This is a genomic window from Vreelandella alkaliphila, from assembly GCF_016107625.1.
In the GTDB taxonomy this organism is placed as follows: Bacteria; Pseudomonadota; Gammaproteobacteria; order Pseudomonadales; family Halomonadaceae; genus Vreelandella; species Vreelandella alkaliphila.
Genome location: NZ_JABASV010000004.1, coordinates 39,930 through 54,062, shown reverse-complemented (window position 1 = coordinate 54,062; position 14,133 = coordinate 39,930). Strand labels below are relative to the sequence as shown.

The window sequence follows — 14,133 nt, the reverse complement described above, 5'->3', positions numbered from 1 at the left end:
TTGCGGGGGCTGTGGGTCAAGTTGAGCGGAATGAGGGGGGGAGTGTGTGTAAGCGCTTGATGCCCCGCTAAGAACGCGCAACACTAAGTACCATTGAATACTTTTTCACACTGAATGTGGTTAGCGAATCATTCATTATTATCTGTCATCATTAAGATTAACTAATGCCCAAGGGACACTATGCTGCTTGCTGTGAAGGCCCACATGAAAGGGCGAAGAGAGATAACGCTCGGCGTAAGTCGTACGAGCGGGAGGGGGGTGTGAATGGGCACTCGTGAAACAGACCAGCAGTTGGTTGAACGTGCCCAAAAAGGTGATACACGCGCTTTCGATCTACTGGTCAAAAAATACCAGCACAAAATTATTGGATTGATCGGACGTTATGTTCACGATCATTCCGAAGTACAAGACGTGGCGCAAGAAGCCTTTATCAAAGCGTATCGAGCACTGGGGAAATTTCGGTCGGAAAGTGCGTTTTACACATGGATGTACCGTATCGCGATTAACACTGCCAAAAATCATTTAGTGTCTCGGGGGCGTAGACCGCCCGGCAGTGATCTGGATATTGTCGATGCTGAAATGGTTGACCAAAGTGGACGGTTGGCTGACGCAGAGTCGCCAGAGGCATCGATTGCTCGGGATCAGTTGGAAGCAGCCGTTTACGAAGCCATCGAAAATCTGCCAGATGATTTACGCACAGCGATCACGCTGCGTGAACTGGATGGTCTTGCGTATGAGGATATTGCCCAAGTGATGCAATGCCCCGTAGGAACCGTGCGTTCGCGTATTTTTCGCGCCCGCGAGGCGGTTGATGAGCATATACGCCCATTAGTGACAACGGCCCGGAATAGTCGTGATGAGTAAGGGGCAGAGAGCTGTAGGAGCAGAGCTTTAAATTCACATTTGATTACGTTTTTACATTTTTTGTGAACTGTCTGGAAAGTGAAGCGTCATAGAACCTGACGATCTTAATTGGGTCGAGTAAGCGCCAAGTGAACGTTCAATGTTCAGTAGTCAAACAGTTTAATCTGCTGATAATTAAGCGTTTAGGAATTGGCGATTTGAAACGAGGTCTTGGCCTGTGGAGTGGCTGTGGTGGTAAACACTGGGTAGCAGTGCCACCGCAGCGCTTCTAATAACACAGTGTGAGGGTGTGAAGTATGAGTCATAACACACGGGAGTCGCTTTCAGCATTGATGGATAGCGAAAGTGACGAGCTTGAATTGCGCCGAGTGTTGAAGTCATTGCCTGACGATTCTGATGCGGCAGAGACATGGCGGCGCTACCATTTGGCGCGCAGCATGATGCAGCGTGAAAGAAATGTTGATGTGAGCATCGATCTTTCCGCTGGCATTATGGATCGATTGCGCGATGAACCTGCTCCAGCCCTTGAAGACGACACCGTGGTTATTCCCACTCGTTCTGGTGGACTTTCCTTTGCCCGTGGTGCCGGGGTGGCGGCTGCCGTTTCACTGATGGTGATTACCGGGGTGCAGTTCTTTAACAACGGCAACACAACGTCAGGTAGCGCGCAGAGTGCAGGCGATAGCATTGCTGCCCAGTCCGGCAGTGGTGTGCAGGTTCAGCCTGTTAATCTCGCGGCTTCTCAACCCGCTTCCATGACGCCATCAGAAATGCCGATGTTTGAACGAACGCCGTTTCGTGTGAATGGTCAGTCTGGACAAGGCGGCTTTATGAATGTCAGCGACGCTGGGTTCTCAACACCCCATGCGCCCCAGGGGGATATGGCCCAGCAGACACTGGCTATTGATGCTGACCAGATTCGCCTGCTTAAGACGTACCTTGAACAGCACGCGCAGGGTGCTGCCGGTGGAAGTGGTGATAGCTGGATGCCATTAATGCGCTCTTCTTCAGTAACGGAGCCTTTAGGACAACGTTAATATTAGGTGCGTTGGCCAACTTTTTTAACCAAGTGAGGGCCCGCGTGGCTGGAAACGTGATAGGTAAATATCTTTACGGGAGAGGTAGAGGTAGGCTTGCAGTTGGCCTGTGCGTATTGAGCACCTGTTTACTGCCTCTCCATTTGAAAGCTGATAGCTACCCATCGCTTTCCTGCGCAGATGCTCCCAGCCAAGCCCCTTTCACTACTGCTCATGAGTGGCTAGTGGCTAGTGTCTATGCTGGGCACTGCTTTGAGTTTCAAGCGCGTGCGGTTTCTATTGATGCTATCGGGGTTAGAACGCTGGCGCTCTCCCACCGTGTGCGAGATGGCGTTCGCCAACAAGTTGTGCAGCATTTGGATGGTCCGTCCGTTAGCGTTGAGCGCCGTTCCATCGCTGGGCATTTAGCTTGGTTTCCATCTGGCGAGTCTGACTCAGTATCTGCACCAGAAGCATGGGCAGAGCATGTTGCCGAGTACTATGACATAACGCTTCAGGATGAAACACGAGTCGCCGAGCGTGATGCTGTAGAGCTTCGCTTTTCGCCTATCGATAGCCAGCGATATCAACATACTTGGTGGATCGATCAAGCGACAGGACTATTGCTTAAGCATGTGCTTAGCGATGCTCAAGACCGTGTCCTTGAAACCTTCCAAGTTACCCAGCTTCGCTCTCCTACCGCCTATAGTGGTGAAGTGCCCAGACCCACCGATGAGCAGATGCTTGACCAGCCTTGGCAAGCAACTTGGCTGCCTGAAGGATTTGTCGAGCAGCCATTGGAGCCAGGGCAGCAAAGCGGCCAGCGTGTGTATAGCGACGGATTAGCGGCGGTGAGCGTGTTTGTGTCGCCCGCCAGTCAGCCAGCGTTGGAGGAAGGTCTTCATCGAGTCGGTGTATCTAATGCTGCTGTGTCGTTGATTGATGTCGGAGATCAGAGCTGGCAATTAGTGGGCATCGGCGAGCTGCCTGTTGAATTGTTGCAGCGCATTGTTCAGTCAGTGCAATTTGAATAACCAGGTACATCGTTGTGAACACTACAGATTGCAATGCTATCGTACGCTCAGGCACCGTCATTGCTCACTCTGGAGCAGGATTAGTGGTAGATGTGTCGAGCAGTGTCGCTTGTCAGCAGTGTGCTGAAGGGCGTGGATGTGGCGCAGGGTTGTTAGCTCGCCGTCAACCACGCACCGTCATTGATCCGGGTGGTTTGCCCTCGCAATATTCAAGCCTTTATCCAATAGGTAGCTCAGTTTCGTTCACTGTTACTAAAAGTGATGTAAATATTCTGGCGCTGCTCGTTTATGCATTGCCTCTCCTATTTACCATCATCATTACGGGTACGGCGTCAGGAATGGGGGCGAGTGATGGGGTTTGTGCGATGCTATTTTTTAGTACGTTAATTGGCTCTGTCGTCATCCTTAAATATCTACTACGCGGACGAGTGGAACGCTTCCGCCCGCGTCTGGTCAGTTAATACTCCTGTAACTCGCTGAGAGTTGCACTCCCTTGTGTTTAGTACGTGGTTAGTACTTTTGCTTGATTAGGAGCTGTTGCATGAAGCGCTTGGTTTTTCCTTCCGCACTTTGGTTGTGCTTTATTGTATTTTTGTTCGTTGGGCAAAATGCCCACGCGCAGAACTTGCCAGACTTTACCAAATTGGTAGAAGACGCTGCCCCTGGTGTGGTCAATATTTCTACTAGCAGGACGATTCAGCGTAGCTCTGGGCCTTCTATTCAAGGGTTCGGTGGCCAGGATATCCCCGAAATATTCCGCCACTTTTTTGGCGATAGTTTTCCTACGCCTCCCCCTAGTCGAGGGCCAAACCGCAGTGAAGAGCGCCAGTCACTTGGTTCTGGTTTCGTCATTAGTGCGGATGGTTACGTGCTGACGAACGCTCACGTGGTTCAAGATGCTGATGAAATTCTTGTGCGATTAAACGATCGTCGAGAACTAACCGCAGAGCTAGTGGGTAGCGATACGCAAACAGATGTTGCGCTACTGAAGGTGGATGCCAACAATTTACCAGTGCTTGATCTGGGCGACTCCGATGAGTTAAAAGTCGGTGAGTGGGTGGCTGCCATAGGCTCACCCTTTGGTTTTGACCATTCTGTATCTGCTGGCATTGTGAGTGCTATTAACCGCACGCTGCCTCGTGATGTTTATGTACCCTTTATCCAAACCGACGTTGCCATTAATCCAGGTAATTCCGGTGGCCCCTTATTTAACCTTGAAGGGGAAGTCGTCGGTATTAACTCACAAATACTTACGCGTAGCGGTGGCTTCATGGGGCTCTCTTTTGCTATTCCCATTAATGTCGCCATGGACGTGGCTGACCAGCTTCGTGAAGACGGACATGTGAATCGTGGGTGGTTAGGCGTAATGATTCAGCCTGTGTCTCGTGATCTTGCTGAGTCGTTTGGCATGGAGGAAGCCATTGGCGCGCTGATTGCTGACCTAGATCCGGATGGGCCCGCGGCGCAAGGTGGTCTTCAAGCAGGGGATGTCATTATTGCAGTGAACGGTGAAGAGGTTGATCGTTCCAGCACGTTACCGCGTCTGATTGGTCGCGTTGCTCCTGGCAGTGATGTGGATTTAACACTGATGCGCGATGGTGAAGAGGTGACCGAAACGCTTGAACTGGGTAGCTGGCCTGATTCAGAAGCTGGTCATAGCGATAGTTCGAGCAGCAATAATCAGGTTCGTCTGGGTGTGGCTGTGGTAGAAGTTGATGAGGCAACCCGTGAGCGCCTAAATATTGGTGGTGGCGTGGAAGTGCGTCAGGTTGACCCCGACAGTGTTGCCTCGCAAGCGGGGCTGCGTGTGGGCGATATATTAGTCAGCATTGACCATCGCAGCGTTGCTTCGGCAGATGAGCTGTTGAGAATTGTTGAAGAACTGCCAGATGATCGTGCAATTCCACTGCGCTTGTATCGAGATGGACGCTCGCTATTTGTGGCATTACGTCTAGAGTAATCCACTGATTGTCTCTCCAGTCCGGCGGTTCTCGCCGGACTGCTGTTCCTATCCCGCGCATATCGCTACAATAGCGCTTATCTTTTTGACGAACATTGGCAAAGTAGTCGTGCGGCAATCTTTATTGCCTGCGCATATTGGCTCTATAAAGCCAGCTACACCTTGCACACCCATAAGGCAGAACACACTCGATGTCTCAAGACGTTTCCAGCGGAAAGCTCAAGCACATACGCAACTTCTCCATCATCGCGCATATCGATCATGGTAAATCGACGCTATCAGATCGTTTGATTCAGACCTGCGGCGGTTTGACCGAGCGAGAGCTTAAGGAGCAAGTGCTCGACTCCATGGATATTGAGCGCGAGCGTGGTATTACCATCAAGGCGCAGTCCGTCACGCTTGACTACACGGCTGCAGACGGTGAAGTCTATCAACTCAACTTCATTGACACGCCTGGGCACGTGGACTTCTCTTACGAGGTGTCGCGTTCTCTTTACGCCTGTGAAGGGGCGCTGTTGGTGGTAGACGCCGCACAAGGCGTGGAGGCTCAATCGGTTGCTAACTGTTACACTGCAATTGAACAAGGCTTGGAAGTACTCCCCGTACTTAACAAGATTGATTTGCCCCAGGCTGACCCTGATCGTGTCGCACAGGAAGTCGAAGAAATTATCGGTTTGGATGCCACCGATGCCTGCCAAGTGTCGGCTAAAAGCGGTATCGGCATCGACGCCTTGTTAGAGCGGTTAGTGCGGGATATTCCGCCTCCTAAGGGTGACCCAGAAGCACCTTTGCAAGCGCTTATTATCGACTCTTGGTTCGATAACTATCTTGGGGTTGTCTCTCTAGTGCGCTTATTCGACGGAACATTGCGCAAAGGCGACAAAATCCGCATCAAGTCCACAGGGCGTGATTGGGGGGCCACCGAGGTAGGGATCTTTACACCGCTTCGCAAAGAGACCAATATTCTGCGCGCTGGTGAAGTAGGCTTCATTGTCGCTGGCATTAAGGAGATCCACGGAGCACCGGTGGGCGATACAATCACCCACACCAAAACCCCTGATGTTCCCCGCTTGCCTGGTTTCCAAAAAGTGAAACCGCAGGTATATGCAGGTATGTTCCCGGTTAGTGCCGATGACTACGAAGACTTTCGTGACGCGCTTGAGAAGCTTGCGCTCAATGATGCTTCTCTTGAGTATGAGCCGGAAAACTCGGATGCATTGGGCTTTGGTTTCCGCGTCGGCTTCCTGGGTACGCTGCATATGGAGATCATTCAAGAGCGCTTAGAGCGTGAATATGATCTTGATCTGCTGACTACAGCGCCGACAGTGGTGTATGAGCTCGCCATGAAAAACGGCGAGATTCAATACGTATCGAACCCCTCGAAATTGCCTGATATGGCAGACGTTGATGAGATGCGTGAACCCATCGTGCGCGCCAGTATTCTGGTTCCTCAGGAGTATGTTGGTAACGTGATTGCTGAGTGTGAGCAGCGCCGCGGTACGCAATTAGATATGCAGTTCCTGGGTAATCAGATCCAGTTAACCTATGAGCTGCCCATGTCAGAAGTGGTCATGGATTTCTTTGATCGTTTGAAGTCTATTTCTCGTGGTTATGCATCACTTGAGTACAACTTCGAACGTTTTGAAGCGGCTAAGTTGGTTCGCCTGGACGTGCTGATCAACGGCGATAAAGTTGACGCACTGGCCGTCATTATCCACCGTGACCATGCGCATAACCGTGGTCGCTTGCTAGTGGAAAAAATGAAAGAGCTGATTCCGCGGCAAATGTTTGATGTGGCTATTCAAGCCGCTATTGGTGGCCAGGTTGTTGCGCGTTCAACAGTCAAAGCGCTGCGTAAAAACGTGACGGCCAAATGTTACGGCGGTGATGTAAGCCGTAAGAAGAAACTATTGGAAAAACAGAAGGCCGGTAAGAAACGGATGAAACAGGTGGGGCGTGTTGAAATTCCCCAGGATGCCTTCCTTGCTGTGCTCAAGGTAAACGACTAGGGATACTTACCCCACATGGATTTTTCATTACTACTGGTGATCGCCGTTGCACTTTCTGGGGCAGTATATTTGCTGGATGTGCTTTGGTTTAGACCTAAGCGGCGTGAGCGATTAGCCACTGCTGAAGCAGCTACCACGGAAGGCTTGGATGAAACAACGCGAGAGACATTGCTAAAAGAACCGTGGCCGATTGATTACTCCCGCTCTTTTTTTCCAGTTCTGCTGGTGGTGCTTGTCGTACGGAGCTTTATTGTTGAGCCGTTTCAAATTCCATCTGGATCAATGAAGCCGACGCTTGAAGTGGGTGACTTTATCTTGGTGAATAAGTTTGCCTACGGCCTGCGATTACCGGTGCTGCACAGCCGTTTTTTAGAGGTTGATGATCCTGAGCGCGGAGACGTGATGGTGTTCCGCTTTCCAGAAGAGCCGTCGGTCAACTTTATTAAACGTGTGGTAGGGTTGCCGGGCGACCGTATTCGTTATGAGGGGAAGCAACTGTATGTGAACGGTGAACCCATCAATAAAACTTTAATTGAAGAAGGTCCCGCGCTTTCGCCACAGCAACTATTATTGGAAGAGCAATTAGGTAGCATTAGCCACTATATATATAATAACCCCCGTGATCCTGGCCCCCAGATGCGTGAAGTGGTTGTTCCGGATGGGCACTATTTCACGATGGGTGATAATCGTGACCACTCCAACGATAGCCGTTATTGGGGGTTTGTTCCTGAAGATAATATTGTTGGAAGAGCATTTGCTGTTTGGATGCATTGGGACGGTGGCTTGCCTAGCTTTACCAGCGTGCGGCGTATTGAATGAAAAATAGTTTAGAAATTGTTAATGCTGTCATATTAGTTAACGTCAACGACGTAGGAGCACTGTGAGTAATTCCTTAACCGCTTTTTGCCGACGAATCGGCCATACCTTCGGTGACCCAACGCTGATGGAACTGGCCATGACCCATCGTAGCTACGGTGGTCGTAACAATGAGCGCCTGGAATTTCTGGGTGACTCTATCGTCAATTTTGTAATCGCTGAGGCGCTTTTTCAACGTTTCCCTCAGGCTAGGGAAGGACAGTTATCACGTCTTAGAGCGCGTTTGGTAAAAGGCCAGACATTGGCTGAGTTGGCTCGAGAAATGGAGTTCGGCGAATGCTTACGGCTTGGTTCAGGAGAAATGAAGAGCGGCGGGCATCGCCGCGAATCCATTTTGGCTGATGCAGTAGAAGCTGTGATTGGCGCTATTTATTTAGATGCGGGCATGGACGTAGTTCGTCAACGTGTGCTGGCATGGTACGCCGAGCGGCTTGAAAATATTTCGCTACAAGATACACAAAAAGATCCCAAAACACGTCTGCAAGAATTTTTGCAATCGCGTCAGGCAGCGTTGCCACGCTATGAAGTAGTCTCTGTAAAGGGGGAGGCGCATGCCCAGACCTTTACCGTGGAGTGCTACATTGATTTGCTAACCGAGCATACCACTGGTAAAGGTCCCAGCCGCCGCCATGCTGAACAACAGGCAGCTGAAGAAGCGCTATTCCACCTTGAAAAAACACCTGGAGACAAGTCATGAGTCAAACCTGCGGCTTCGTGGCCATCGTTGGGCGGCCCAACGTAGGCAAATCAACCCTCATGAACCGGATTCTAGGGCAAAAGATCTCTATTACTTCGCGTCGCCCTCAAACCACGCGGCATCAGGTAATGGGCATTAAGACGGTAGAAGAGACACAGTTCATCTATGTTGATACGCCTGGCATGCACATCATGTCAAAAGACCGCAATAAAGCGATCAACCGCTTTATGAATCAAGCGGCAACACAGGCGTTGCGTGATGTTGACTGTGTGGTGTTTATTATCGACCGCACCCGTTGGACGGATGAAGATCAAGCCGTGCTAAAGCGGCTTGAGCACGTGAAAGCACCGGTGATCCTAGCGGTCAACAAGGTAGATCGCTTAAACGATAAAAGTGACTTGTTACCCTGGTTAGCTGAAGTAGGTGCACGTCGTGAGTTTGCTGCGGTTGTACCTATTTCTGCCAAGCATGGCACCCAAGTGGATACGCTCGAACAGGAAGTTGCCAAATACTTACCAGAGAGCGTTCACTTTTTCCCAGAAGATCAAATCACTGACAAGAGCTTGCGCTTCATGGCGGCTGAGTTGGTGCGTGAAAAAGTCATGCGTCAGCTTGGTGATGAACTGCCGTATCAAATGACCGTGGAAATCGAAGAGTTCCGTGAAACCGAGCGTGTGACCCATATCAGTGCCTTAATTCTGGTCGAACGTCAGGGGCAAAAGGTTATCTTGATCGGTGAGAATGGCGAGCGTATTAAAAGCATTGGTCGCGAAGCCCGCCTAGATATGGAGCGTGCCTTGGGTACCAAGGTAATGCTCAATCTATGGGTAAAAGTGAAGCGCGGCTGGTCTGATGACGAGCGGGCATTAAAGAGCTTGGGCTACGATCTCGATTGAGTGCTTCCATGTCGGCAGAGCCAGCGTTTTTACTGCATCGCAGGCCTTACCGTGAAACCAGTGCGCTGGTGGATTTGTTAACCCTTAACCATGGCCGTATCCGCGCCGTTGCCCATGGAGGGCAGCGGCCAGGTTCTAAGTCGCGTCAACGGCTGCAACCCTTTACCCCTTTGTTTGTGTCTTGGCGCGGCGAGCGTGAGCTAAAGCGATTAATGCTGATGGAGTCGCGAGGCCAGACGGCACTGCTAGCCGGAGAAGGGTTGCTCTGCGGCTTATATGCCAATGAAATAGCCACGCGTCTACTGCCTTTGGAGCTTGCAGCGCCAGAGGTTTTTGCATTTTATAGCGCGCTTTTAGAAGCATTGCCAACACCGGCAAACCGCGCCTTGGCGCTGCGACGTTTTGAATGGGCGCTGTTGGAGACGCTTGAGGCAACGCCGCGTTTTTGTACCTACGATGGCGGTGCTCTCGATCCTCAAACGCGTTATCGATTTGATGCAGCAAGCCGTGCTTTTGTACCTGCTGAGCAGGGCATCGAAGGCCGCACGCTGCGCTATATTGATCAAGGCGATTGGCAGCCCGTTGGCTTAGCAAGTGCATTAAAAGCGGTTATGCGGGCAGCACTTGCGCCTCATTTGGGCGCGACTGCTTTACGTTCCCGAGAACTAATGCTCGATTTGGCCCGCCGCCGACAGCGCTAGGTGGGCATCTTGATATCACTTATTGGAGACACGTGATGCATCCTCCGAGGATTTTATTAGGCGTTAACATCGATCACATTGCGACGCTACGTCAAGCGCGCGGTACTCGTTACCCTGACCCTGTTCAAGCGGCACTGCTAGCAGAAGAAGCCGGCGCTGATGGCATCACGGTTCACCTGCGTGAAGATCGTCGCCATATTCAGCCTAGAGACGTTCGCCTATTGGCAGAAGTGCTTAATACGCGCATGAATTTAGAGATGGCTGTCACTGAAGAAATGCTAGTGCTGGCTGAGGAAATACGCCCGGCGCACGTGTGTTTAGTACCAGAAAAGCGTGAAGAGCTAACCACTGAAGGTGGTTTGGACGTTGTGGGTGGTTTTGATCATATTGCCAATGCCTGTCAACGCTTAAGCGCAGCCGGTTGCGACGTGTCTTTGTTCATCGATCCTGATAACGCACAAATTGATGCTGCCATTCGTGCAGGGGCACCAACGATTGAACTTCATACCGGAGCCTATGCAGAAGCAAAACCTGGCAGTACGGCTGCTATTGCTGAATATGAACGCCTGAGTACAGCGGCCATTCACGCTGTTTCTGCTGGCTTAGTGGTTAATGCTGGGCATGGCTTGCACTACCACAACGTTGAGGCGATTGCTGCGCTGCCGGGTGTTAATGAGCTCAATATTGGTCACGCCATTATTGCTCGAGCTCTTTTTGTCGGGTTGAAGGACGCCATTCAAGAAATGAAACGCTTGATCATTGCTGGTCAGGAAGCTGGACTAATGGCGGCGTTAGATGCTCATGAGCATGAACATGAGCATGAACATGAGCACGAACACAAGCATGACGGTTGCTGTAGCCACTAAGATGATTGTCGGAATTGGATCGGATATCGCCCGTGTCGAGCGCTTTGCTAAGGCAGTAAAGCGTCATGGGCCACGCTTTGCCCAGCGAATTTTAGGCCCTGAAGAGCAAGCTGTGTGGCAGACAAAAGGTCATCCCGCTAGCTATTTGGCAAAGCGTTTTGCGGCGAAAGAAGCGTATGTTAAAGCGCTTGGGCTTGGCCTGAGAAGCGGTATGCAATGGGGCGATATTCAGATTCTCAATGATTCACTTGGTAAGCCAAGCCTGCAGCTAAGTGGTGAGGCGCTTCGTCTATTTCAAGCTAGCGGCGCCTCGGCTACTCATATAACGCTCAGTGATGAAGCAGATTACGCGGTGGCATTTGTGGTACTTGAACGTTAGTACTTGAACGTTAGTACTTGAACGTTAGTACTTGAACGTTAGTACTTGAGCGCTAACGGACTAGCGCTGATTCAAGGTGCTTCGCTGCTCCCTGAGGCGTTTGATGGCGGCATACAGCTTATCAAGTAAATTTTCAGCCTGTTCCAAGCCCCCGGTGCGTAAACGTGTCTCCAACGTTTCGACCGTTAGCGCGAGCTCGGGTGCTCCGCAGTAACGGCTGGCACCATTGAGCGCATGAACATGATCGAGCAAGACCGTCAGGTTGTTTTCTTCGAAAGCGCTGCGAATTTGCTGTTCGCATTCACTTAGGCTATCGATCAGTCGCTTTAGCTGCTGTTTGGCGAACTCGGGGTTGCCGCCTGCTAGTCGCGTACCCAGCTCAAGGTCAATGACGGATAACGAGGCGGGTGTATATCCAAGAGCAGGGGCTTTTGGGGTCGCCTGTAACAGCGGACTGATTGGCAGCGTAATACCCAAGAAGCGTTGTAACTGCTGTTGCAGCTGAGTTTCATTGATAGGCTTCACCAATACGTCGTCTAAACCCTCCACAAGCCACTGCTGACGTTCATCGCTTAGCACGTGTGCGGTCACGGCAATAATTGGGCAGCGCGCCCAGCTATTATTAATGCGCCGCAAAGCCTGGGTGGTTTGAACACCGTCCATATCAGGCATACGAATATCCATTAGCACCATGTCTGCTTCGTTCTGACGTGCGTAATCCAACGCTTCCTGGCCGCTGGCAGCTAATACAATGTTGATATGCTCATTTTCGAGCATGGCTTTTAATAGTTCGCGGTTGGGCGCATTATCGTCAACGATCAGAACCGTGAATGTTGACGAAGGAAGTACTTTAATCGTTTGTGCGTTGGCAGAAATAGTGGTTGTGACAGGTTCTAATAGTTGTTTGAACGTGGCAACCAATTGAGTTCTGGTAAATGGTTTACACAGTATATCCCCCCCATTAGGAAGCTCCCAGTGAGGCAGTTCAAAGCTAGTGGCGTTTGCAAGGATGAGTGTTGGGCAGGGCGCTTGAGCAATTACTGACTGCCAATACGTCTTTCGCTCACCGATGAAGTCATCATGATCTAGGCTCAGCAGTAGCAGCTGTTCGTTGCCAGATTCAATAAAAGAGACGGCAGTTGCGCCCCAGCGTTCCATTAAGTGTTCCAACACATTGCGAGTGGGTAGATGGGGCTCATGTAAACGAACAATTGAGCCGTCGAGTGAGAGTTCCTGCGGCCGTTCCTTGGTCATGTCGGCAAGTAGCGGCAACGTAAATGAGAACGTCGCACCTTCTCCAGGCTCGCTATCAACTGAAATCTCTCCGCCCATTCGTTGAACTAATTGCCTGCAAATCGTCAGCCCTAAACCACTACCGCCAAATTGTCTGGAGTGACTAGGATCTGCCTGGGAAAAGGCACTAAATAGCTGCTTTTGTTGTTTATCGTTCAAGCCAATGCCTGTGTCACTAACGCTAATTCGCAGCACGACATGCTGGCCCTCCTGACTGTCCAGCATGGCACGCATGATGATTTCTCCCTTCTGGGTAAATTTCAGGGCATTGCTGGTCAAATTATTGAGGACTTGATGGATGCGTAGCGGGTCGCCGCGAAGCGTTGACGGCACATCGTCATAAACCATCGCCACTAAATGCAGTCGTTTGCGTTGAGCTTCAGGTGCATGAAGGCCAACAACTTCATCCATCAGCGACACAAGATCGATATCGACTTCTTCTAACGTCAGCCGGTCGGCTTCTAGTTTCGAGAAGTCCAACACATCATTTACTAGCATCAACAGGTTATCGCACGCACGGTGCACGTGTTCTAGCCATTCTTTCTGCCGAGCGTCGAGAGATGAGCGGCCTAATAAACGGCAAAAACCGATGATGCCATTTAAAGGGGTGCGGATTTCGTGGCTCATATTAGCCAGAAATTCGGACTTCACTGCATTCGCGCGTAGAGCGCTTCGATGAGCAAGATCGAGTTTGATATTTTGCTCTTCAATCGTCTCCATGGACTCTTGTAGTTCACTGGTCGCTTGCTCGATTTGGCTTTGCATATCATGCTGAGCTTGCCGGAAATGTTCCGCTAACCCATTGATATGTTCTGCCAGTTGCCGAAACTCAGTAGGGCGGGCAGCCACCATATAAGGCCGGTAGTCCCCCCGGGATAGGCGATAAAGCGCTTGGTTCGCCTCTTCAATTGGACGAGTAGCGTAGCGGCTGATCGCAAACGCGACTAAAAAAAGCAGCAGCCCAAGCAGCATGCCGCCTAAGCTAAGACTGGCAATGAGCTTATAGCGCTCCAGTTTAAGCGTGCGTATGTCCATTTCGGCTTCAAGCCAGCCAGTATTAGCGAGATTAGATGGTTGGCCGTAAGACGTGGTTAAAGGTACCTGTAAACGCCAAATAGCTTCATCCATGGTGAGTGTCGTAGCATTAGGAGCATTTAGGCGAGGTGGTGGAGGTATCGAATATCCCAGTACCAATAAGCGACTTCCTTGCTCGTCGAAAAGCGTCACCGCACGTAACCCTTTGTGCTCCAGAAGCTGTCGGGCAATGGCTTCTAAACGAGGCAGGTCGCCATCTAACATGGCGTTACTCAGGCTTGGTGCCAGTAATTCACCGGCGCTAACTAAGCGCTCTTCTAGCATGTCATGGCCGGTGGTCTCGCTTTGCATCACCAACAATAGTGCCATGACGGCATAGACAAGAAGCGGAAATCCGAGTAACGCAAAGAGTAAGCGCGTGTTTAAAGACATGAGAGAAGCTCGTTGATTCAATGAGGTTGCCTGTCAAGCTAACGGCAGCACCGATATAATGCAGCATAATGGTGA

The 14,133-nt window shown here is 50.8% G+C and carries 13 protein-coding genes; 12 read left to right on the top strand and 1 reads right to left on the bottom strand.

Annotated features, from left to right (window positions below; genetic code table 11):
- Nucleotides 1–264 precede the first annotated feature (264 nt).
- The 12 genes from rpoE (at nucleotide 265) to acpS (ending at nucleotide 11,298) form a co-directional block, all read left to right on the top strand.
- Nucleotides 265–864, top strand: coding sequence for an RNA polymerase sigma factor RpoE (gene rpoE / locus JFC11_RS07310; protein ID WP_038485199.1), 600 nt, complete (start codon nucleotides 265–267; stop codon nucleotides 862–864).
- A gap of 296 nt (nucleotides 865–1,160) precedes the next feature.
- Nucleotides 1,161–1,901 carry a sigma-E factor negative regulatory protein gene (locus JFC11_RS07305; RefSeq protein ID WP_120386795.1) on the top strand — a complete coding sequence of 247 codons (741 nt, stop codon included), beginning with the start codon at nucleotides 1,161–1,163 and terminating at the stop codon, nucleotides 1,899–1,901.
- Between the two features lie 116 nt (nucleotides 1,902–2,017).
- Nucleotides 2,018–2,914, top strand: coding sequence for a MucB/RseB C-terminal domain-containing protein (locus JFC11_RS07300; protein ID WP_231657091.1), 897 nt, complete (start codon nucleotides 2,018–2,020; stop codon nucleotides 2,912–2,914).
- A gap of 14 nt (nucleotides 2,915–2,928) precedes the next feature.
- The gene (locus tag JFC11_RS07295; protein ID WP_120386796.1) at nucleotides 2,929–3,375 is read left to right on the top strand and encodes a SoxR reducing system RseC family protein; all 447 of its coding nucleotides are present in this window, start codon (nucleotides 2,929–2,931) and stop codon (nucleotides 3,373–3,375) included.
- A gap of 80 nt (nucleotides 3,376–3,455) precedes the next feature.
- A complete protein-coding gene (locus JFC11_RS07290) occupies nucleotides 3,456–4,874 on the top strand; it encodes a DegQ family serine endoprotease (protein ID WP_038485193.1) in 1,419 nt (472 codons plus the stop codon).
- A gap of 191 nt (nucleotides 4,875–5,065) precedes the next feature.
- On the top strand, nucleotides 5,066–6,883 hold the full coding sequence (lepA, locus tag JFC11_RS07285) for a translation elongation factor 4 (protein WP_038485191.1): 1,818 nt from the start codon (nucleotides 5,066–5,068) through the stop codon (nucleotides 6,881–6,883).
- A 15-nt stretch (nucleotides 6,884–6,898) separates the two neighbouring features.
- Entirely contained in the window at nucleotides 6,899–7,702 is an 804-nt protein-coding gene (gene lepB / locus JFC11_RS07280) for a signal peptidase I (RefSeq protein WP_038485188.1), read from the top strand.
- Nucleotides 7,703–7,763: 61 nt separating this feature from the next.
- On the top strand, nucleotides 7,764–8,456 hold the full coding sequence (gene rnc, locus JFC11_RS07275; RefSeq protein ID WP_009722084.1) for a ribonuclease III: 693 nt from the start codon (nucleotides 7,764–7,766) through the stop codon (nucleotides 8,454–8,456).
- The gene (era, locus tag JFC11_RS07270) at nucleotides 8,453–9,352 is read left to right on the top strand and encodes a GTPase Era (RefSeq protein ID WP_095603119.1); all 900 of its coding nucleotides are present in this window, start codon (nucleotides 8,453–8,455) and stop codon (nucleotides 9,350–9,352) included. Before rnc ends, era begins: the two co-directional genes overlap by 4 nt.
- Before the next feature lie 8 nt (nucleotides 9,353–9,360).
- Complete coding sequence (gene recO, locus JFC11_RS07265; protein WP_038485182.1) at nucleotides 9,361–10,053, top strand: DNA repair protein RecO; 693 nt, start codon at nucleotides 9,361–9,363, stop codon at nucleotides 10,051–10,053.
- A gap of 35 nt (nucleotides 10,054–10,088) precedes the next feature.
- Nucleotides 10,089–10,919, top strand: a complete 831-nt coding sequence (pdxJ, locus tag JFC11_RS07260; protein WP_198349104.1) for a pyridoxine 5'-phosphate synthase — start codon at nucleotides 10,089–10,091, stop codon at nucleotides 10,917–10,919.
- A 1-nt stretch (nucleotide 10,920) separates the two neighbouring features.
- The gene (gene acpS / locus JFC11_RS07255) at nucleotides 10,921–11,298 is read left to right on the top strand and encodes a holo-ACP synthase (protein ID WP_038486891.1); all 378 of its coding nucleotides are present in this window, start codon (nucleotides 10,921–10,923) and stop codon (nucleotides 11,296–11,298) included.
- 60 nt (nucleotides 11,299–11,358) lie between these two features.
- Here acpS and JFC11_RS07250 read toward each other — a convergent pair whose 3' ends face one another.
- Nucleotides 11,359–14,058 carry an ATP-binding protein gene (locus JFC11_RS07250; protein WP_198349103.1) on the bottom strand — a complete coding sequence of 900 codons (2,700 nt, stop codon included), beginning with the start codon at nucleotides 14,056–14,058 and terminating at the stop codon, nucleotides 11,359–11,361.
- Nucleotides 14,059–14,133 lie beyond the last annotated feature (75 nt).

Coding starts and splice junctions, on each gene's coding strand:
- acpS (WP_038486891.1), top strand. CDS start 10,921: ATGATTGTCGGAATTGGATCGGATATCGCCCGTGTCGAGCGCTTTGCT.
- JFC11_RS07290 (WP_038485193.1), top strand. CDS start 3,456: ATGAAGCGCTTGGTTTTTCCTTCCGCACTTTGGTTGTGCTTTATTGTA.
- pdxJ (WP_198349104.1), top strand. CDS start 10,089: ATGCATCCTCCGAGGATTTTATTAGGCGTTAACATCGATCACATTGCG.
- recO (WP_038485182.1), top strand. CDS start 9,361: ATGTCGGCAGAGCCAGCGTTTTTACTGCATCGCAGGCCTTACCGTGAA.
- lepA (WP_038485191.1), top strand. CDS start 5,066: ATGTCTCAAGACGTTTCCAGCGGAAAGCTCAAGCACATACGCAACTTC.
- lepB (WP_038485188.1), top strand. CDS start 6,899: ATGGATTTTTCATTACTACTGGTGATCGCCGTTGCACTTTCTGGGGCA.
- era (WP_095603119.1), top strand. CDS start 8,453: ATGAGTCAAACCTGCGGCTTCGTGGCCATCGTTGGGCGGCCCAACGTA.
- JFC11_RS07250 (WP_198349103.1), bottom strand. CDS start 14,058: ATGTCTTTAAACACGCGCTTACTCTTTGCGTTACTCGGATTTCCGCTT.
- rpoE (WP_038485199.1), top strand. CDS start 265: ATGGGCACTCGTGAAACAGACCAGCAGTTGGTTGAACGTGCCCAAAAA.
- JFC11_RS07305 (WP_120386795.1), top strand. CDS start 1,161: ATGAGTCATAACACACGGGAGTCGCTTTCAGCATTGATGGATAGCGAA.